18 protein-coding genes are annotated in these 20,771 nt (G+C 65.6%); 7 read left to right on the plus strand and 11 right to left on the minus strand.

Annotated elements, in window-relative coordinates; translation table 11 throughout:
- Window positions 1–24 precede the first annotated feature (24 nt).
- The 10 genes from M1E07_RS17675 to M1E07_RS17720 all read right to left on the minus strand — a co-directional run bounded on the left by M1E07_RS17675 (window position 25) and on the right by M1E07_RS17720 (window position 9,682).
- Entirely contained in the window at window positions 25–1,467 is a 1,443-nt protein-coding gene (locus M1E07_RS17675; RefSeq protein ID WP_461187926.1) for a GntP family permease, read from the minus strand.
- 343 nt (window positions 1,468–1,810) lie between these two features.
- The gene (locus M1E07_RS17680; protein ID WP_461187927.1) at window positions 1,811–2,284 is read right to left on the minus strand and encodes an SRPBCC family protein; all 474 of its coding nucleotides are present in this window, start codon (window positions 2,282–2,284) and stop codon (window positions 1,811–1,813) included.
- A gap of 198 nt (window positions 2,285–2,482) precedes the next feature.
- Window positions 2,483–3,466, minus strand: a complete 984-nt coding sequence (locus M1E07_RS17685; RefSeq protein WP_461187928.1) for a cyclase family protein — start codon at window positions 3,464–3,466, stop codon at window positions 2,483–2,485.
- Complete coding sequence (locus tag M1E07_RS17690; RefSeq protein WP_461187929.1) at window positions 3,463–3,717, minus strand: hypothetical protein; 255 nt, start codon at window positions 3,715–3,717, stop codon at window positions 3,463–3,465. Before M1E07_RS17690 ends, M1E07_RS17685 begins: the two co-directional genes overlap by 4 nt.
- A gap of 11 nt (window positions 3,718–3,728) precedes the next feature.
- Window positions 3,729–5,066, minus strand: a complete 1,338-nt coding sequence (locus M1E07_RS17695) for a TRAP transporter large permease subunit (RefSeq protein WP_461187930.1) — start codon at window positions 5,064–5,066, stop codon at window positions 3,729–3,731.
- Window positions 5,067–5,145: 79 nt separating this feature from the next.
- Window positions 5,146–5,925, minus strand: a complete 780-nt coding sequence (locus M1E07_RS17700) for a DUF1932 domain-containing protein (protein ID WP_461187931.1) — start codon at window positions 5,923–5,925, stop codon at window positions 5,146–5,148.
- Window positions 5,926–5,962: 37 nt separating this feature from the next.
- Window positions 5,963–6,592, minus strand: coding sequence for an RraA family protein (locus M1E07_RS17705; RefSeq protein ID WP_461187932.1), 630 nt, complete (start codon window positions 6,590–6,592; stop codon window positions 5,963–5,965).
- 31 nt (window positions 6,593–6,623) lie between these two features.
- Window positions 6,624–7,628, minus strand: a complete 1,005-nt coding sequence (locus M1E07_RS17710) for a tripartite tricarboxylate transporter substrate binding protein (protein ID WP_461187933.1) — start codon at window positions 7,626–7,628, stop codon at window positions 6,624–6,626.
- 45 nt (window positions 7,629–7,673) lie between these two features.
- The gene (locus M1E07_RS17715) at window positions 7,674–9,176 is read right to left on the minus strand and encodes a tripartite tricarboxylate transporter permease (protein ID WP_461187934.1); all 1,503 of its coding nucleotides are present in this window, start codon (window positions 9,174–9,176) and stop codon (window positions 7,674–7,676) included.
- A 2-nt stretch (window positions 9,177–9,178) separates the two neighbouring features.
- Window positions 9,179–9,682 (minus strand): tripartite tricarboxylate transporter TctB family protein, encoded by a 504-nt coding sequence (locus M1E07_RS17720; protein WP_461187935.1) that lies wholly within the window; start codon window positions 9,680–9,682, stop codon window positions 9,179–9,181.
- 136 nt (window positions 9,683–9,818) lie between these two features.
- Between M1E07_RS17720 and M1E07_RS17725 the strand changes: the two genes are divergently transcribed.
- Window positions 9,819–10,610, plus strand: a complete 792-nt coding sequence (locus M1E07_RS17725) for an IclR family transcriptional regulator (protein WP_461187936.1) — start codon at window positions 9,819–9,821, stop codon at window positions 10,608–10,610.
- Between the two features lie 177 nt (window positions 10,611–10,787).
- A complete protein-coding gene (locus M1E07_RS17730; protein WP_461187937.1) occupies window positions 10,788–11,264 on the plus strand; it encodes a GNAT family N-acetyltransferase in 477 nt (158 codons plus the stop codon).
- Window positions 11,265–11,321: 57 nt separating this feature from the next.
- On the opposite strand, the gene M1E07_RS17735 is transcribed toward M1E07_RS17730, so the two are convergent.
- Window positions 11,322–12,764, minus strand: coding sequence for an HNH endonuclease signature motif containing protein (locus M1E07_RS17735; protein ID WP_461187938.1), 1,443 nt, complete (start codon window positions 12,762–12,764; stop codon window positions 11,322–11,324).
- 187 nt (window positions 12,765–12,951) lie between these two features.
- Between M1E07_RS17735 and M1E07_RS17740 the strand changes: the two genes are divergently transcribed.
- The 5 genes from M1E07_RS17740 to M1E07_RS17760 all read left to right on the plus strand — a co-directional run bounded on the left by M1E07_RS17740 (window position 12,952) and on the right by M1E07_RS17760 (window position 20,739).
- A complete protein-coding gene (locus M1E07_RS17740) occupies window positions 12,952–13,515 on the plus strand; it encodes a hypothetical protein (protein WP_461187939.1) in 564 nt (187 codons plus the stop codon).
- Complete coding sequence (locus tag M1E07_RS17745; protein WP_461187940.1) at window positions 13,512–16,388, plus strand: ATP-binding cassette domain-containing protein; 2,877 nt, start codon at window positions 13,512–13,514, stop codon at window positions 16,386–16,388. Before M1E07_RS17740 ends, M1E07_RS17745 begins: the two co-directional genes overlap by 4 nt.
- Window positions 16,389–16,446: 58 nt before the next feature.
- Entirely contained in the window at window positions 16,447–17,031 is a 585-nt protein-coding gene (locus tag M1E07_RS17750) for a TetR/AcrR family transcriptional regulator (protein ID WP_461187941.1), read from the plus strand.
- A 410-nt stretch (window positions 17,032–17,441) separates the two neighbouring features.
- Complete coding sequence (betA, locus tag M1E07_RS17755) at window positions 17,442–19,154, plus strand: choline dehydrogenase (protein ID WP_461187942.1); 1,713 nt, start codon at window positions 17,442–17,444, stop codon at window positions 19,152–19,154.
- A gap of 31 nt (window positions 19,155–19,185) precedes the next feature.
- Window positions 19,186–20,739: an aldehyde dehydrogenase family protein gene (locus tag M1E07_RS17760; RefSeq protein ID WP_461187943.1), complete on the plus strand. Its 1,554-nt coding sequence runs from the start codon at window positions 19,186–19,188 to the stop codon at window positions 20,737–20,739.
- Window positions 20,740–20,771 lie beyond the last annotated feature (32 nt).

Genomic DNA, 20,771 nt, shown 5'->3' on the forward strand with positions numbered 1-20,771 from the left:
GTCTGAACGGAGGTGCTGGATAGGTCAGAACAGCAGGCTCATGGGCATGATCAGGAGAATTGCGACGACGGAGGCCACCGAGACGCCGACGGTCACCGATTTCAGTGCGCCCCGCACGCTCTGCCCCAGCAGCGACTGCAGGAGCCAGAAGGTGTTGCTGGTGACGTGAACCATAAACAGGGATCCTGCGCCGGCGGCCAATGCCAGGAGCACGGGGTCCAGCCCGATGGCAGGAGCGATCGGTGCCAGCAGTCCGGCTGCGGTGATGGCAGAAAGGGTGACGGAGCCGACGGCGATGTGAAGTACGGCGGCAATGGCCCAGACCACCAGGAGCGGGGCAACCGTGCTGGCGGAGAAGAACCCGCCCAGGATGTCCCCGAGGCCTGCTGCAGCGACGGTTGCGGCGAGGGATCCGCCGACGCCGGTGAGGATCAGGATCTGCCCGCTTTCCTTGAAGCCGATGGTGATCGCTTCTTCAACGCGGGACTGGCCGATGGCTGAGCGGGTGACGAGGCAGGTGCCGATCAGGCCGATGAGCAGGGCAATGACGGGTTCACCCAGAAGCTGGAGCCAGGGCAGGTCGATTTCGAGGATCTGCAGGATGGCGCCCGCTCCGATCAGGAGCAGCGACGTCAGGAGCGGGGCGAAGAGGAGCAACAGCGGGAATTCCTTCTTGCCCCGCTTAGCCAGCGCAACGGTGCTGTGCTGCAGGTCCGCGCCTTCCTTGCCCGAGTTCCGTTGCGGTGCGCTGGTTGATTCGCCTGCGGCCGATGCAGCTTCCTCGTCGTCTTCGCCTTCACGGTCTTCTTCTGCCACAAAGGTGTGGTCCTCGTCCTTCTCTTCATTCCAAAAGCCGCGGCGGAAGAGGAAGGTCATGATCGCGATGGAGATGATGATGGTGGGGATTACCAGCAGGAGGCCGAAAAGCAGCATTTTGCCCAAGGGCACGTTCAGGAGGCCGGCCAGGGCGAGGGATGCGACGCCCGGAACCATGAACACAATGCCGCATTCAAGGGCGATGGCCATGGCCGTTGCCATCCGCGCGGTGCCGAGTTTGCCGATCTTCGGCGCCAGCTTGCGGGCCAAGGGCGCGGAGATAACGAGCAGGACGTCCAGGAAAATGGATTGAAGGACTGTTCCGATGGCGAGGCCCATGGTGTACGGCAGGCGCTTCGGGCCGAAGGTATTCAGCAGCAGCTCCACCAGGCGGCGGATGGCCCCGCTCTGGTTGAGGATGGAGCCCATCAGCACGCCGAAGGCGATAAGCAGACCCACTTCCACCATGATTTCACCGAACCCGCTGGTGATGGTTTCAACGGTCTTTTCTACGCCCAGGCCAACGGCGAGGCCCAGGTACACGGAGCCGATCACCAGGGCGATGACGGGGTTGACCCTGAAACGGACGATCAGCACGACGGCGGCAAGGACTGCCACGGCCGTGTTGATAAGGACGGCTATGTCTGACATGAGGGGGAATCCGATCGTTAGGCCTTCCACATTGAAGGCTTGGGAACAGATGGGCATCGTGAGGAAGGCCACATCGCTAAACCCATATTATGGGATGCAGCTCAGAATGCAAGATATTCTTTTTGCCGGCCAGGTTGTAGGGAGAACGTCGGAGGGTGGTGGTAACCGAAAGGTCAACCGGACGTGACAGGGCATCCCGATGCGCCGATCAGGCGACCCGGCGGAAGTGGGGATGGTGAACGACGCCGCACGTGGGGCAAAAAGGACGACGGCGGGAGGCACCCGCCGTCGTCCGCTTTCTGCTTTTGAGACGTTGATTCCTCAGCTGATCCCACTGTCACTTCTAGAACTGCCCAGTCGGGCCGCTGTCCTTGACTTCGCCACGCCACCCGCCGGTTTCGCTACCGCGTGATTCGATGAAGTCCTTGAACTTCCGCATGTCGGCCTTTACCTGCATCTCATCGATCTTCAGTGCCGCGCCTGCCTTTTCAGTGACGTTTTCCGGCGCCCATTCGAAATGGACTTTGACCTTCGTGTGATTGGCATCCAGCGGCGTGAACCTGATGATGCCGGCATGGGACTTGCCGTCGGTGCTGCGCCAGGCGATCCGGTCGTCCGGCTCCTGGTCAACGATCTCGGTATCGAATTCCCGCTGAACACCACCCACCTTGGTAACCCAGTGGTTGGTGGTGTCAGTCAACTGGGTTACGGACTCCACGCCGGACATAAACTGCGGAAAGGACTCGAACTGGGTCCACTGGTTGTACGCGGTCCGCACCGGAACTGCGACGTCAACGGTCTCTTCAACGTGTTCCATCTGCTTCCTCCTCGTGACGGACGGCCGCAACAGCGGACCGGCAGCACTGGCCATCCTGCCAGTCAGGCAGCCGCCACCTTTTCACCATAAATCCGGCCGCGACCGGGGTCCAGACCTTCGGAATTCCCTTGAACCGCCGCCTTAGGTGGCGGCGGGATGCCGGGGCCAGCCCGCGATGATCAGCTCACCAGCGCCGGATCAGGTCAACGCGATGGCGTTCGCGGGCGAGCCCGTTCCGCCCGTAATGTTGAGCGGTTTGATGCTGAGGAAGGCGTCCCAATTGCCGGTGCTTCGCATGTGCCGGGCGAGTGGGCCGAGCCGCCATAGTTCGCCAAGGGGCATGCCGAGTTTGGCGAGGAGTTGCTGGTGCATCATTCCGTGGTCGTTCGGCGCCGAGTTCCGGTAGGGGCTGCCTGGCACGGCCGGCAGGCATTCGAGCGCGAAATTGTCCGCGGCAAGGAGGGACAGTTGGCGGTCCCAGGCCCAGGCGACGAAATCTTCGGACTGGGCAATACCCGTGGCCCGGCGGCTGTCCCGCGTCCGTTGTTTTCCGTCCGGTGGCAGGGCCAGGAACCATTCGCACCAACCGGTGTGGAGCATCAGAATGTCCCCCGCCAGGAGGCTGACGGACTGCTTCTTGAGTGCCGCCTCGATCAGGTCGAGGCCCAAGGGCTCACCCGCGGCATGGTCGATGGGTTGGCCCTGGCCATTGCGGTATCCCTCAAGATCCACCACCACTCCCCTGCCGACGATGGGGCTGTCCGCCCATTCCTGGATGCCGAGATCCGGCGTACCTTCGCGGATGCGGTCATCGGGGGTGCTGTTGTAGAAGCCGACGTCGTCGGCCCGGCGGTGCCGCAGTCCGTCAATCTGGGTTGATCCCTGAAGGTAGTAACCGTCAAGGTAGTCGTCCCGGTGTGCAGGGTGGGAGGAGTAGATGGTGTGCCGGGGAGCGCCGCGCTTGAGGGACATTCCGGGGTCGAAGGCGTCTGCCGGATAGTCGAGGCCAAATGCGGTTCCGGTTCGGATGCAGTTCCGCGCCTCCAGTATTGCGCCCGGTGTGATGAACGACGGCGTTCCGCGCGTTGGCTCCGGGAACAATCCCCAGGAGGTACCCGCCAACACGCCCTCCCGCCGCAGCAGGTCCGCGAATGAAGGATAGTTGCCGGCAAGGGAGGTCATCGTGCCCCTGCTTTTTGCGGCTGTTCCTGGTTCTGGTGGCGTTTGTAGCTGAGGAGGAACCCGGCGATGGCGCAGACGGAGGCGGCGATACACATTGGCGTCTTGATGGTCTCGTTCAGCAGCGTCAGCCATGCGCCCTGGCCGGCGATCAGTGCAACGGCCTGACCTGTCACGAACACGGCTCCGCCAAGGAGCAGCGCTGCCAGGGTCAGGACGAAGAGGACTTCAACTGCCCGTCGGATCTTATGCATGTGGTGTTCCTTTAGATCGGCAGGGCGCCAAGGATGATCAGCACGCCGATGCCGAGCAGCGGCAGGGCGTAGTGGGTCAGCAGCCGGGCGAAGGTCTTGATGGGGTCCACGTCAGCGATCCCGCACGCTACGTACAACGGAGCACCTCCCGGCGGAACCGCCGCCTCACAGGAGGAGAAAACCAGGACGGCAACGGCTGCGGTGGTTGCCGGCACCCCCGCCGCGACCAGGGTTGCGACGCCGACAGTCCCGACGGCCGCCATCGTCGCCGTCGCGGAGAGCGGTGCTGCGACGGCGATGATGATCAGCCCAATCAGGATCGCCAGGAGCCACAGGGGCAGGTTCAGCCCGTTCAGCAGTTCCGTCATTTGCTTCGGCAGTCCGGTCGCGGCGAGGGCGTTCGCCCCGGCGAAAGCGAACACAACCGTCACGCCGACAATTGCGAACCGTGGTGCGGAATCCTGCAGCAAGGCCCACCATGCACGTCCTTTACGGGGAAGTTTCTTCCTGCCCAGCAGAAAACCGGTGATGATGAGGACCACCGGGATCCAGACGATGACGCTCACTGCCTTGGTGACATCTCCGCCGGTCCAGTCCGACAGGGCTTCAGCGATCGCGCCCGAAGTGATGACCAGCGGAATGGCCACCACGACGAACAGGAGCAAGGTTGCCCAGCCACGGCTGAACGCTGAACCGACAGAAAGCCGGTGGGCGGCATCAAGCGGCGTCATCCCGCTTTTGCGGATCAGCAGCCAGGTGACGATCAGCCGGTGCAGGAAGCACCAGAGACCGCCGAACAGCAGCGGCAGGACGAGCGCGTTGATGTCCAGCAACGGCCCCACCGTGGCAGACCCGACGAGAACGAACATGGACGCGCTGAACGGGAACGTGATACCCATGCCGGCGTTGCCCGCCACGAGCGTGGCCGCCGCGGGCTTGTCCAGCTTGGATTTTTCCATCCAGGGAATGGTGACGGAACCTACCGTGGCGGCGATGGCGGCCTGGTTGTGGACTACTCCTCCCAGGCCTGCCGATGCCACGGTGGATACCCAGGCCGGTCCCCCCTTGACTCCCCCGATGAGGGAGTTCAGCAGGTCGATCAGCTTGTCGAGCACCCCGGTTTTGTCCAGCAGGTATCCCATGAAAACGAATGCCATGGTTGCGTAGACGATTTCGTCGGTTATCGCCGAATAGAGCGCCGTCCAGCCGATCTGGCCGGCTGCCGAACCGGTGAAGGGGAGCACAACCAGGAAACCGAGGATCATGGCTTCCCCGACGCTGCGCTTGATGACTGTCGTCCAGAGCAGGATGACGGCCAGGTAAGCGCCAAGGGCCCAGATGCCGATCATGCTGCTGCTCCTGACCGCGGCGTGCTGGTGGTGGGGATAGTCAACTGATACCTGTTCATGATTGTGCCCGACACCGGGGTCAGCGCAAGGCCGGTACCGTCTCCGCAGCCATGCGGCTGAGGGCGGCCGCGGAGGCAGTGGTCATTTCTGCAGGCACTCCGAGGTCGGAGAGGTAACTCGCAGTGTCCTGCATTTCCTTGGAGCGGCGGAGGGCATGCTTGACTGTACCGGTCAGGAAACGGTCGATGACTGCCTGGCCGTCCCCGGCCAACTGGCGAGCGATCTGGGCACGGATCCACTCTTCGAGTCCGGCTGCCTTACCGGCGTTGACGGCTTCGACCACCACTGAGGCCAGGCCCTTCATCAGGACGCTGCGGAGGAGCTTGTGGGCCATGGCTGCACCGGGCTCGCCCTCCGCGATTTCAACGTCCACACCAAGCGGGCCAAGCAGATCCACGACTGCCTGGGCACCGGGGCCGCTGACCATGAGGGGCGTCTTCTCCCCCAGCGCGGAAACCGGACCAAGGATGGCGACGTCGGCAAAGTCGGCTTTGCCGGGCAGCCGTCCGAGCTCCTGCATGACGCCGGGCGAGGACGAGGTGAAATCGGCGTAGCAGCTCCCTGCTTCCAGGACCGGAAGGCATTCCTGGGCGACGCTCCGTGCTGCGGCAGCTCCTGTCAGTACCAAAACGATGTCAGCCCCTGTACAGGCTTCGGACGCAGTTGCTGCACGGGTGACGCCCGCAGGAGTGGACGGGGCAACCGGATCAAACCCGGTGACCTCGTGGCCGGCGGCTGTAAGTGCCGCGGCGTAGGTGGCTCCGGCCTCGCCGAGACCGATGATGGTTACCGCTGTCATGATGTCGTCTGTCTTTCTCGTATTAGTGGCGGACTGCTTAGTGGCGGGCTGCGACGATGGCTTGCCTGCGGTTGGTCTCGTCGGCAAAAACTGCTTCCGCAGCTTCGGCTACCGCGGCTGCCTGTTCACGGGGAATAACCACGACGCCGTCCGAGTCACCGATGATGACATCGCCCGGCAGAACGGGCACGCCGCCGAAGGCGAGCGGCGTTCCGAGACGGAACGGGCCGTTCTTGTAAGGACCGGCGGGGGTAGTAGCCCGGGCGAAGACGGGCATGCCGATCTCCGCCAGCGCTTCGGCGTCGCGCGCTGCTCCGTCCAGGGCGAAACCCGCGATGCCGAGGTTGATGGCACGCTCGCCGATGAGTTCGCCGAGCAGGGCGCGGGACTCATCCCCGCCGCCGGCGACAACAATGACGTCTCCAGGCCGGGCGGACTCAAGCGCCTTGTGGATGCCCTGGTTGTCGCCGGGCCTCGTCCATACGGTGAAGGCGGGGCCGGCCAGGAGGGCGCCGGGCCAGATGGCCTGGATAGCGGAATTTGCGACGCCGAGCCGGTCCATGGCGTCACCGATGTTGGCGGCGGGAAGCTTGGCGAGCCGTTCCACCAGGTCCTTCTCGGGGCGGGGAAAGTCGGCTTCGGTGGTCTCAATAGCTGGCGTTGTCATGGTGCGTTCTTCCGTCGGGTGAGGGCGTTGGTTACTTGGTTTCCTGGACCAGCGGGAGGGCCTTCTTGAAGTCCTCTTCCTGGCCGGCCCAGAACTGCTTGTAGTCTTCGCCGGGGAGGTAGCTGGTCTGCAGGCCAAGGTCGTTCATCTTCTGCACTACAGACGGGTCTTCGATGGCCGTCTTGATGGCGGCCTCAAGCTTCTTCGCCACGCCTTCCGGCAGGCCGGCGGGGGCCGAATAGCCGCGGGCGGTGCCGGCTTCGAGTTCGTAGCCGGATTCCTTGAACGTGGGAACGTCCGGAAGCGAAGGTGCCCGCTCCGACGTCATGACGCCCAGGACACGGGCCTTGCCCTGCTTGGTCAGGTCGGTCACGTCGCTGACGTTGGCCACGAGGATGTCAACGTGCTTGCCAAGGAACGCTGTGGTTGCCTGCGAAGCACCTTCGGAGAAGTGGACAGGGGCGAACTCTGCGCCGGTGGTCTCCTGGACCTGTGCCAGCGCGAAGTGTTCACCTGTCTGCAGGCCTGTGGTGCTGGCGGTCATGGACTTCGGGTTTGCCTTGGCAGCGTCCAGGAGGTCGTTCAGCGTCTGGTACGGGCTGTCCGGCTGGACGGCGATGACGGTGGGGTCGATGACCTGCCGGCCGAGGGGCTGGAAGCTGTCACGGGTGTATTTGGCGCCGCGGGAGGGGTCCAGGGGCGAAACGACGACGGACGGCGAGCCGGTGGCACCGATGGTGTAGCCGTCGGGTGCCGCGCTGGTCAGCTGGGTGTAGCCGATCTGGCCGCCGGCGCCGGGCTTGTTGATGACCTCAACGTTCGTGCCGAGTTCCTTTTCCAGGATCGGCTGGATGAGCCTGGCCGCGGTGTCGACGGCGCCGCCCGAGGAGAAGGCCACGACCAGCTCGATCGTCTTGCCCTTCCTGGGGAAGTCGTCGGCGGCGGCGTTGGTGGCTCCGGCGTTGGCGCCGCAGCCGGTCAGGGCGATCAGGGATGCAGCCGCGAGGGCGGCGGCGATACGGGGACGGGTTTTCATTGTTCTTCTCCTTTGAAGGGGGTGTTGGGGGTAGCTCGGGGTGGTTTAGGTTTCGGGGTCTTCATTGAGCGCCTTTGGCTTGCGCAGCTTGAGGAGCGGGCTGAAGATGATCAGCAGTCCAAGGCCGATCAGGACCGCGGAAAAGGGACGGCTGGTAAAGATGCTGAAGTCGCCCTGGGAGATTTCGAGGGATTCCCGCAGGGAGCGTTCCATCAGGGGGCCGAGCACCAGCGTCAGCACCATGGGCGCCAGCGGGATGTCCAGGTGCCGGAGGGCCAGGCCCAGGAGGCCGAACCCGATCATCACGAAGACATCGAAGACGCTGAAATTGATGGTGTAGGCGCCGATGACCATAAAAAGCAGGATCAGGGCGGTGAGGATGGTGGTGGGAACCCGGAGGATGGAGGTCCACAGCCCCACCAGCGGTACGTTCAGGACCAGCAGGAGCAGGTTCCCGATGAAGAGGCTGGCGATGATGGCCCAGGCGATTTCGGAGTGTTCGGTGAAGAGGGTTGGCCCCGGGGTGAGGCCCTGCTGGAGGAATGCTCCCATCAGCACGGCGATGGTGGGTGACGCCGGGATGCCCAGTGTGAACAGCGGGATCAGGGCGGCATTGGCGTGGGAGTTGTTGGCCGTTTCGGGACCGGCGACGCCTTCGATGGCGCCCTTGCCGAGTTCATTGCGGTGGCGGGAGAACTTCTTCTCGGCGCCGTAGGCGAGCAGGGATGACACGGAGCCGGTCATGCCCGGGATGAGTCCCAGACCAAAACCAATGCCGGTTCCGCGGGCCATGGCCGGGGCACTGCGTCGCCATTCCTTGCCGGTGGGAAGCAGGGAACGCAGGTTGGGGGCATGCACGCTGGGAGTGGTGCTGCCCTTGCGGTAGGACAGCAGTTCCGAGAGGCCGAAGACGCCGACAATCACCGCGACGAAGCTGACGCCGTCCAGGAGCCGGTCCATGCCGAAGGTGAACCGGGGTGCCCCGGCTACGGGGTCGATTCCCACCATGGCGATCAGCAGGCCCAGGGCGCCGGAGATGACTGCCTTCACCATGGATTTTCCGGCCAGCGCGACAAGGAGCGATATGCCTACGACCATCAGGGCGAAGAATTCCGGCGGGCCGACGAGCAGGCCGAGTTCCCCGAGGGGCCTCGCGGCTGCCACCAGGCCCAGGGTAGCGATGGTGCCGCCCACAAAGGACCCGACGGCGGCGATGGTCAGTGCTGCTCCGGCCTTGCCGATTTTGGTCATCGCGTAGCCGTCAATGGTGGTGATGGCCGAGGCAGCCTCACCGGGAGTGTTCAGCAGGACGCTGGTGATGGTTCCCCCGTAGGCCGTGCCGTAGAAGATGGCGCAGAGCATGATGATGGCGCCGGTGGCGTCCAGGTTCAGGGTGAGGGGGATGAGCAGCGCGACGCCCGCTACCGGGCCGATGCCGGGCAGGACGCCGATGATCGTGCCCAGGAGGCAGCCGAGGAAGGCGAAGAGCAGGTTCTGCCAGGTCATGGCGGCCGCAAAGCCGCCCATAAGTTCGTTGAAGATATCCACGTTCAGAGTCCGATCGTGTTCAGCAGGGGGAAGGCTGAGACGGGCAGTGCCACGTTGAGGCCGTAGTTGAAGGCGTAGAACGCGCCCACGCTGCCGGCGAGTGAGGTGATCAGGGAGGAGGGCCAGGCCCTGCCGCCGCGCAGCTTCAGGTGGTACATCAGGAAAAGGAACATGCTCAGCTGGAAGCCGAGCAGGTCCATCACGGCCGCGAGGATCACCAGGCTCACGACGACGGCAATGACCAGTCCGCCGTCAACGCCCTCGGCCGTTTCGCTGGGCCGGCGAAGCTCCTGGAGCAGCCAAACGACGGACATCGCGGCAAGTACTGCGCCCATGGCGAAAGGGAACAGGCCCGGTCCAGGTCCCAGCGAAGTCCACAGGCCGAGCCCAATCGAACTGACCAGGACGTAGACGCCGACGGCGGCGAACGCGCCGATGCCGGCCAGCACGGAGGGTGCCACCCGGGCAGGGCTCGCGGGTTTGGCGGTGACTGACTCCGTTGTCATGGATTCCTTCTCAATGTCTGGCTTTCACTCCATGTTCTATTTCACAGAATGAAACTATATTGCGTACAGAGAAATGGTGACAGCAGACACACCTACTGTCAAGCGCAAGAAACTTACATAGAATGGAAGAATGGCGATGACGACAACAACGGAACCTCCGGCTGAGGAGGGCCCCAAGGCCTCCAACATGCGCTCCCTCTCCAGGGCCCTGGAAGTCTTCGCGGAACTTCAGCGGGCCGAGCGGCCGCAGCGGCTCAGCTATCTTGCCAAGGCCTGTGGGATGAGCCTGCCTACTACCCTGAGAATCCTGCGGGTGCTTCAGGATTTCGGCATGGTCAGCCAGACGGACAAGTCCTACCGGATCGGCCCGGCCGTCCTGCCTGCCGCCCGCAGCTTTCTCGAGAATGACCCGCTCGTCGTCTCCGCCCGCCCCGTCCTTCAGCAGGTGGCCTCACAGACCGGACTTACGGCGTCGCTCTATACGCGGCTCGGATTCGAGCGCATCCTTGTGGCCCGGGTCGACGGCGAGGCTCCCCTCCGGTATGACCTGCCCCTCGGTAAGCGGCTCCCCCTCACGCTGGGGGCTGCGGGCAAGATCCTGCTCGCGTCCGCGTCCGACGACGAACTCCAGCAGGTGGTGGCTGCGGCAATCGCAGGCGGCCAGGAGAGCGCCGCGTTGACGGTCGAGTCGCTGCGCTCCAGGCTGCCTGAGCCGTCCGCTGACTACGCATACTCAGCGGACGAGCGTGCCACAGGAGTTGTCTCGGTGGCCGTCGCCGTGCCAAACAGGCTGGGACGGCCCAGTGAGTCCATCTCGCTCACCAGCCCTGTTGAGGCAGCCAGTGAAGCGACGCTAAAAGCCGGAGTGCCGGAACTCCGCCGCGCCGCCGGGAGGCTTTCGGAACTGCTCGAGGGCTCCGTCTACTAGGGGTTCCACCCACGCGTGCGGACAGGACACTCGCCTGTTGTGCTTGCGTGATCTGCCCTTGATGGAATGGACGAGACGGAAGGGGCTCTGCAGTAACCCGTCGCTGGCGGCCACCGGGAACCGGACGTAATCGGTGGCGTCATGGGCCCCGCAGCGCCAGCGGGTAGATTTGAGCCGATGATTTCCATTGACCGGGACGACCCCTCACGCGGCGACGTCCATCAGCTCCTCAGCGAACACCTGGCGGACATGTTCGCCACATCCCCGGCCGAAAGCGTCCATGCCCTGGACCACTCCGCCCTGTCCGCGCCGTCGATTGCGTTCTGGACCGCCCGTGAGGACGGAGATCTGCTGGGGTGCGGCGCACTCAAGCTCCTGGAGTCCCCGCCCGGGTTGACCAAGCACGGCGAGATCAAGTCCATGCGCACAGCAGCAAGCGCACGCGGACGGGGTGTAGCTACCCTGCTGCTCCGGCACATCCTCGACGACGCCCGCACCCGGAACCTTGAGCGCCTCTACCTTGAGACTGGCACCGAGGACTACTTCGCTCCTGCGCGCCGTCTGTACGCCAGGAATGGCTTCACCGAGTGCCCGCCATTCGCCGGCTACATCCTGGACCCCAACAGCATCTTCATGGAGCTCCGCCTCCAGTGAAGGACCCGCTCTAACGGACACCTTCAAAAACAGCACGCAGCATCAGGCGACCAAGCGTCAGGCAGCGAGGAGCTTCAAAATGGCCTGTTCCATGGGGCTAACGGCGGCGCGCAGGCAGGCTGGTGGCAAGAGTGGTGGCTCCCGGTCCCGGTGCTCGGCTGGATAGTATCGGCCGGTCGGTGACATCCAGCCAGGTGGCTGATCCTTCGTTGCCTGCGTTGGTTTCCAGGCCCGCCGGTGTTTGAGCCGATGGTGTTTTGGGTATGCCTGTCCCAGGTTGCTGACCCCGGTGGTTCCACCGTGCTGCCAGGCCGTGAGATGGTCCGCCTCATTATCCGGGCTGTGGTTGCTGCAGCCCGGGAAGGTGCATCTGCCGTCCCGCATCTTGAGCCATCGCTTCAGTGTTTCCGGGAGCCGGTAGCTGGTGCGCCCGATTTCCAGCGGCGCTCCATCCCTCGGGTCTACCAGAACGCGATAGAACGAGCTGGCACCGTCAGCAACCAGCTTCCGTGCCATCGACGCCGGGACCGGCCCCAACCCATCGACTTCGGCGGGTTCGTCCGTCAGGCCGAGAAGGGAGAAGACCGGAACGGTCACTAGTACCTCTGCCTTGGGCGAGGGCACGTCTCCCGCATCATGATTTGTACTGCCCAGCAGCAACCCTGCGGCGATGTCGGCGCACAACTGGGTGAGGGTGCGTGGTTCCTGCGGGCCTTGGAGGCCGCGGGCCTGCGCAATTGTCCTGTTCCGGACGGCACAGGCAGTATCCTCGGGAACGTACAGCGAGATCCAAGCCATGCCGTCCCGGTCCGGGCTGTACTCCATCCGCCGGTCCGCCGCGCTCTTTGCGTGGCGGACCTCGATTGACTCGGGGTGGTGGCGTTCGTGCCAGGCCCGGACCTTCCTCCGGAACCGGACGGGCACCAAATTTCCGGGTGCGGCACCGCGAACCTGTTCGTCAGGGCCGAAGAAGTGTCCCTCCAGAGCGGATGCTGCCGCGGGCGTGAGGCCGGCGGTTTCCTCGACCACGATGCGGGCGTGCTGCCAGGCGATGGTGCCGGCTTCCAGGGCATCGAGTGCTGCCGGCAACGAGGTGGTCAGCGCATGGGCTTCCCCAAGGAGGGCAGCTGCGGCGCGTTCACCGATGGTGAGCGTACACGCGACTTCTGCCACGCGGCTCATCTCCTGCGCGGTCGCCTCGTATGCGCTGGCCGGCGGCCCCTCCACCGCGTCTGTGGCTTCCGAGTAGGCGGCCACCAGCCGGACCTTCGCCGCGGCCGTCACGGCCTCAACCCGTGCCAGCACCGCGAGGCCATCCAGACACGCTTCGGAAAGCTCCTGCAACGGATCAGCATCAGCGTCGGGAAGACGGTCAGCTCCATCCGCGGCCATCGGGCAGGCAACAACACCGGCGAGCTCAGTAACCAGCCCTGCCATCGAGGCGACGGCAGCCACCAACGACGCCCTGCCTTCCGCATCGACAACCACACCGGTCTCCATAACCAAAAGCATGGCAGGGGGGTGTGACATTCTGGACTTACGACGGCGGGACCTCCCGCCGCCGGAACGAAGCGGGACCATCCGCCGTCGTCCGCTTGGTTATAGGCGGCGCACCCGCGCGTGAAGCCCCGCGTCATACAACGTGACGGCCTCCGGATCCGGGCAAGGAACGCCCTACCCTTAACAGGTGACTTTGACTAAGATGCGCACCGCCGCCGCGAGCTCCCTCGCCGCCGCCGGTCTCCTGTTTTCCCTGGCCGCCTGTTCAGCGCCGGCCACCCAGCCAGCCGCCTCCGCACCAGCTTCCTCGGCAGCAACTTCATCCAGCGCCGCACCCAGCGCCTCCGGGCCCTGCGGCGGCGTAAAGGTCATCGTTGATTCGGGCGCCCTGGAGCAGGACGCCGCTGAAACCTCCACCTGCGTGCCCGTTGACGAGCCCACTGTCGCTGCCGATGTGCTCAAGCAGGCCAACATCAAGACCGAGGGCACCGAGCAGTACCCCACCGAACTGGTGTGCCGTGTGAACGGTGTGCCCGCCGCGGACTTCGACATCACCCACAAGGCCGGCACGTACCGGGAAGAATGCAAGGGCATGCCCGCCGCATTTGCCTACTGGTCCCTCTGGGTCAAGCCGGCTTCCGGTGACTGGGCCTACGCCCAGGAAGGCCACGCCACCCTGAAGGTGAGCCCCGGGGAGAGCCTCGAACTGCTCTACACGGTCGACGGCGAACCGGCCGCCCCCGCGGCATGACCCTCCGACCCGCGCCGTTACGTGCAGCGGCGGCCCTCGCTGTCGTCTTCGTCGCGGCGCGGGTCATTTACCGCGTCCTCTTCAACGGCGCGGGCATCGGCGGGCCGGTCCTGCTCGACCTGCCGGCCATGCGGCTGCCCGCCCCGTACGCGCATGTGGTCTTCCTTGGCCCGGTCACGGGACAAGGCCTGTGGGAGGCGGTCCTCTCCGCCCTGCCGATTGCCGCCATGTTCCTCGGCTTCGGCCTGCTCAACGCATTCGTGGACGTGGCCCGCGGCTTCGTACACCTGGCCCGCCGCGGCCCCATGCAGGGCTTGGCCAGGACTCTCGTGGTGGCGTGGGCTGCGCTCCCGGCGCTGGCCGACGCCGTTGCCTCCGTACGCCTGGCGTTCCGGTTGCGGGGCGAAAAGTTTGGACCCCGCGCCCTGGTGCCCATCCTCGAGCGCACCCTTGAGCACGCAAGCCGGGTTGCCGCAGCTTTGGAGTTGCGCGGCTTTGGGAGCAGGGCAGCACATCAACCCAACCAACGCGGCGACGCCCCGGTCCTCATCCAGGACGCACAATTCCGCATCGGTGACGCAACGGTGCGTGTTGCCGAACTCACGCCGTCGCGCGGTTCAGTAACCGTCATTACCGGGCCCACCGGCTCCGGCAAATCCACCATCCTGCGGGGCATCGCCGGCCTCCTCTCGCACGTGGACGGTGGCGAAGTCTCTGGCACCGTGCGCGTTGCCGGAGCCGACCGTGCCGCCACTCCCCCGCGGGACACCGCCCGCGCCGTAGGCGTCGTCCTGCAGAATCCCCGCGCCGCCTTCGCCAGCACCCGGGTCCGGGACGAAATCGCCCTCGCCCTGGAACTGCGCGGTATGCCATCCGCTTCCACCAAGGCCCACGTGCTGGAGGTTGCCGAACATGTGGGCGTGACGGATCTGCTGGACCGGAATCTCAGTACCCTCTCCGCCGGTGAAGCAACGCTCGTCGCCGTTGCAGCCGCGGTTGTGGATCATCCGGCACTGCTCCTGGTGGATGAGCCCCTGGCCGACCTCGACACCGCAGCCCGCAGACGCGTCATCACCGTGCTTCACGCCCTCGCCTGCGATGCCGGTGTCTGCGTCATCGTGGCGGAGCACCGGGCGGAAGCGCTCGTGCCGATCGCGGATTCATGGTGGACCATTGACGACGGCGCCCTGGTACCGGGTGCCGCGCCGTCCGCGCCTTCCGCCCCCGTCCAGGCCAATCCGGCGCAGGCCCAGCCGACGGACCCCGCGCCCGTGCTGACGGCGGCAAACCTTGCGGTGCACCGCAAGGGCAAGCCGCTCGTGCGCGACGCATCCCTCACGCTGCACCGCGGTGAAGTGGTGGCCCTGGTGGGGCCGAACGGCGCCGGGAAGTCGTCCCTCCTGGTGGCGCTCGCGCTGGGTGAGGGCACGGGCACTGAAGGCTCGGGGGTTGCAAAAACGTACGACGGCGGCATGGTCGACGGCGGTCGCGTGGCCCTCGTGCCGGACGCCTCGGACGACCTCTTCACCAGGGACACCGTCGCGGGAGAGCTCCGTGCCGCAGAGCGGCGCCTTGCCCGCCGAAAGAACGCCGAACAACCCGCGCCTGGCTCCCCAGCTGCACACCTCGCCCGGTTGCGGGGCGACATCACAATTCCCATCGGACACGAGCATCCCCGCGACCTCTCTGCAGGTGAGCGCAGGATCCTGGCCATCGCGCTGCAGACCATGGACGATCCCCAGGTCTTCCTGATCGACGAGCCCACCCGCGGCCTCGATCCTGCAGCGCGCACGGCAGTCGCAGCGGCGCTGCGGGCCGCCGCCGACGCCGGCGCCGCGGTCCTGATCGCTACCCACGACCGCGATTTTGCCCGCGGCCTCGGCGCCCGGATCCTCCCGATGCGGGACGGCGTCGTACCCTCTGCTTTCGAGAACAACACGCCGGAACCGGCCCCTCTGCTTCTCCGGAAGGCAGGTGCCGGACCAAAACCAGCGGTAGGTGACGAGCAACCAGACTTCCATGGCAAGGATAGGCAGCACCGCGTCCGGATGCCGCGGGGCGTCGAGCTCGCCGTCCTCGCGGCCGCGAACCTACTGGCCCTAGCAGCGTTCTCCTGGCCGCTGCTCGCCGCGGCCCTCCCCCAGGACGCCGCCACGGCCCTCCCCTACGCGGCGCTGGCCATCGCGCCCGTCGCCGCGGTCGCCGTCGTCATATCCTTGGACGGCTCAGTCCGTTCCGCACACATGGTGGCGCTGCTCGGCGTGCTGGCAGCGGTCGGTTCGGCGGTGCGGGTGGTGAGCACCGGCGTCGGGGGCGTGGAGGCAGTCTTTATCTTGCTGATCCTGGCAGGCCGGGCGTTCGGTGCCCGTTTCGGCATGCTCCTCGGCGCCGCCACCATCGCCGTCTCCAGCGCAGTGTGGGGTGGGATCGGGCCCTGGACCCCGTTCCAAATCTTCGCCTGCGCATGGGTGGGCGCGGGCGCCGGCCTGCTCCCCCGCCGGGTGCGCGGGCAAGCGGAACTGTGGTTGCTGTGCGTTTACGGTGCCGTGGCGTCCTACCTGTACGGGTTGCTGCTCAACCTCTGGTTCTGGCCCTTCGCGGTGGGCGCCGGCACCGGCATCTCGTATGTGCCCGGTGCGCCGCTGAGCACCAACCTGAGCAGTTTCCTGCTGTACTCGCTGCTGACGTCGACGGCGGGCTGGGACACCCTGCGTGCCGTCACCACGATCATCGGCATCGTTGTGGTGGGGCGGGCCGTTCTCGCCGCGTTCCGGCGGGTAAAGCCGGTCTCCAGCTCGGGCGGAAGCCCGGGCGGCCACGACGCGCAGGCGGGCTCCGATCAGTCCGGGGACCGGGTTGATCTCAGGGTCTAAGCCATCCCCCGTGCTGCTGCAGGGTGCGCCACCACGGCATTGCCCATAGTCTGGCCAGGTGGATACAAAGACTGTGGAACCCGGCGAACAGGTCGACAGGCAGTCGCGCATCCTGGAAGCGGCCTTGGATCTGCTGTCGCGCCACGGCATTTCGGGAGTCAATATGCGGGCCGTGGCCCGCGAGGCCGGCGTGGCTCTCGGGCTGGTGAACTACTACTACGAAGACAAGCTGAGCCTAATCCGTGCAGCTCTGCACCGGGTAGACCAGCATGACCTGATGCTGCTCACGCCCGGCCCCGACTCGTCCCCCGGCGAGCAGCTGAAGAAGGCCCTGCAGCGGGTCGCGGGCCCGGAATTCCTTACCATGCAGTACCTGTCCCTGCGGCTCCACCTATGGGCCTTGGCACAAGCCCATGAAGACTTCGCCTCCATCAATGCCGCAGCGTTCGAACGCTACCTCCAAGGGCTCGCGACGTTGATCGGCAATGCCAGGCCCGATCTTTCCAATGGTGAATGCAGGGAGCGGGCAGCAGACGTCGTCGTCGTGCAAAACGGGATGTGGCTCACCGCGCTCCTTGGTGTTGACGAGGATTCCATCCGGCGGAGCATCGCCCGCACCGAAGAGATCGCCTTCGCCGCCTAGCAGCGTGCCTTACCCTCTTTTGCGGATGTAAGCGTGGATGGAACCGATAGGCACTTCCATCTGCTGCGCCCTTCCGTGCGGCTCCCGCGTTCATGACAGGCGCCCGTCATATTCGATGCCGGGAGCGGCTTTTCCCCTCCGTGGCAGGGCGCGATGTTTCATCCGCGTTAAATCTTGAACGTTTGTCCAGTCGGACTATTGAACACTCGTTCAACGTCCATTACTGTGCATGAGTATGACGTACACCACACCCCAGGGATTTCCGGCACCGCTTTGAGTCAGCGCTGACGCATCACCACTTCAGGGATTTCCAACGCTTGTCCGGTATCGCTGCGCATCGCCGCTTCCGGAAGAAGGACCACCAGCCTTCACTCGGCTGGCCTGCACCAGGTAGAAAGAGAGTTTCCAGCATGACAAAAACCCACTACGACTACGTCATTGTCGGCGGCGGAAGCGCGGGCTCCGTGCTCGCCAACCGCTTGAGCGAAGGGGGCAACAGCAGCGTCCTGGTACTCGAGGCCGGACGCAGCGACTACCCCTGGGACCTGTTCATCCAGATGCCTGCCGCGCTGACCTTCCCCAGCGGCAACCCGCTGTATGACTGGCGCTACGAATCGGACCCGGAACCCTTCATGGGCGGCCGCCGCGTAGCGCACGCCCGCGGCAAGGTCCTGGGCGGCTCCAGCTCCATCAACGGCATGATCTTCCAGCGCGGCAACCCCCTCGATTACGAGCGCTGGGGCGCCGACGCCGGCATGGATACCTGGGATTTCGCGCACTGCCTGCCCTACTTCAACAAAATGGAAAACGCGCTGGCGGCGGACCCGGATGACGAACTGCGCGGCCACGACGGCCCACTCGTCCTGGAACGTGGCCCGGCAACCAACCCGCTCTTCCAGGCGTTCTTCAAGGCCGCCCAGGAAGCCGGCTACCCCCTGACCGACGACGTTAACGGCTACCGCCAGGAAGGCTTCGCGGCCTTTGACCGAAACGTCCACAAGGGCCAGCGCCTCTCGGCATCCCGGGCACACATCCGCCCCAACGCCGGCCGTCCGAACCTCACCGTCCTCACCCGGGCGATGGTCACCAAAATCAACTTCAAGGGCACGGTGGCCACCGGCGTCACGTACCGCCGCAACGGCCAGACCCACGTGGTGAACGCCGGTGAGGTCATCCTGTCCGGCGGAGCCATCAACACCCCGCAGCTGCTGCAGCTCTCCGGCGTGGGCGAAGCGGGGCACCTCAACTCCCTCGGAATCAACCCCGTGGTCAACCTTCCCGGCGTTGGCGAGAACCTGCAGGACCACCTGGAGGTCTACATCCAGCACGCCTGCACCCAGCCGGTGTCCATGCAGCCCAACCTGGACCTCTGGCGCTACCCGCTCATCGGCCTGCAATGGCTCCTGGGACGCAAGGGCCCCGCTGCCACGAACCACTTCGAAGGCGGCGGGTTCGTCCGCTCCAACGAGGACGTGGCCTACCCCAACCTGATGTTCCACTTCCTGCCCGTGGCAGTGCGCTACGACGGGCAGAAGGCGGACGCCAAGCACGGCTACCAGGTGCACATCGGCCCCATGTACTCCGATGCCCGGGGCACCCTGAAGATCAAGTCCACGGACCCCACCGTCCACCCGTCCATGCTCTTCAACTACCTCTCCACGGAGCAGGACCGGCGCGAATGGGTGGAGGCCATCCACGTAGCCCGCGACATCCTGGGCCAGTCCGCCATGACGCCCTTCAACGGCGGGGAGCTCTCACCCGGGCAGAGCGTCCGCACCGACGCCGAAATCCTGGACTGGGTGGCCCGCGACGCGGAGACCGCCCTGCACCCCTCCTGCACCGCCAAGATGGGCCCGGAGTCCGATCCGATGGCGGTGGTGAACCCGCTCGACATGTCCGTCCACGGAACGCAGGGCCTCCGGGTTGTGGACGCCTCGGCCATGCCCTACGTGACCAACGGCAACATCTACGCCCCCGTCATGATGCTTGCCGAGAAGGCAGCCGACCTCATCGCGGGGAAGGCCCCGCTGGCACCGCAGCATGCCGAGTTCTACCGGCACGGAATCAGCCCGCTGGAGCGTAACGGCACCGCCGCTGCAGCTGCCCCCGCAGCAAAGGGCTAGGCATGAATAATGAACTCGAAAAGGAGAAACGATGACCGCCACCGTTGAGCAGGTCCGCGACGCCGGAAAAGCGGAGGACGCCATCAAGGGCTTGTACATTGACGGCGCCTGGCACCAGGCATCCGACGGCGGCACAACCGTGGTGCGCTGCCCGGCGGACGGGCGCGAAGTGGCGGTAGTCGCCTCGTCCACCCCGGAGGACGCGGAGCGGGCAATCGCCAGTGCCCGGGCAGCGTTCGACGGCGGTGCGTGGCGCCGGCTGACCGACATCGAACGCGGCGAGGTCCTGCTTCGCATCGCCGCACTGCTGGAGCGGGACAAGGCAGCTTATGCCCGCGCCGAAGCACTGGATACGGGCAAGCGCCTCGTCGAGGCCGAATACGACATTGACGACATCGCCTCCTGCTTCCGCTACTACGGCAAAATAGCGGGCCTCGACGCCGGCAGGGTCATCGATACGGGCCGGGCGAACGCCATCAGCCGTGTGGTCTATGAACCGCTCGGCGTCTGTGCCCTCATCGCTCCCTGGAACTACCCCCTCCTGCAGGCGGCCTGGAAAGTGGCGCCGGCACTCGTTGCGGGAAATTCCTTCGTGCTCAAGCCCAGCGAGCTCACGCCGTCAACCTCCATCCTGCTCATGGAAACGCTGGCGGAGGCAGGGGTTCCGGCCGGCGTCGCGAACCTGGTCACGGGTAGCGGGTCGAGGGTGGGCCCCCTCCTCAGTTCCGATCCTCGGGTGGACCTCGTCTCCCTGACCGGGAGCTTGGCCACGGGCCAGACCATCATGGCTGCAGCCGCAGAGACGGTGAAGCGGGTCGCCTTCGAGCTCGGCGGGAAGAACCCCAATGTCGTCTTCGCTGACGCAGACTGGGACGCCGCCGTCGACAATGCCCTGACCGCCGTGTTCCTGCACTCCGGCCAGGTCTGCTCGGCAGGGGCGCGGCTCGTCGTCGAGGAGTCCATCGCGGAGCGCTTCGTGGCCGAGGTGGTGGAACGCGCCCAAAAGATCCGGATGGGCGGGCCTTTTGACCCCAACGCGGAAACGGGCCCGCTGATTTCCGCCAGGCACCGTGACCAGGTCCACGCCTACGTCCAGGACGGCATCGCGGAGGGTGCGCAGCTTTTGTGCGGCGGCTACATTCCCGACGACGGGCCCCTTGCGGACGGCTTCTTCTACCCGCCCACCGTGCTCGGCAACTGCCGCTCCGGCATGAGCGTACTGCGGGAAGAATCCTTCGGCCCGGTACTGACCATCGAGACGTTCCGGACCGAGGAGGAGGCCGTCGCCATCGCCAATGACACGGAGTACGGCCTGGCGGGTGCTGTCTGGACGTCCGACGCGTCGAAAGCGCAGCGCGTTGCGGGAGCCCTGCGGCACGGAACAGTATGGATAAATGACTACCACCCGTACGTCCCGCAGGCGGAGTGGGGCGGTTTTGGGAAGTCCGGCATTGGCCGTGAACTTGGCAGCGCCGGCCTCAACGAATACCGCGAGGCAAAACACATCTGGCAGAACATCCAGCCCGCGCCCAGCGGCTGGTTTGGCTCACCTGCCAGTGACGCCGGGGTGGGGGCCGCCGGCTAACACCAGCATTTGGGGGACATGGCCGGGCGCCG

The sequence above is a fragment of the Arthrobacter sp. Z4-13 genome (assembly GCF_054792705.1).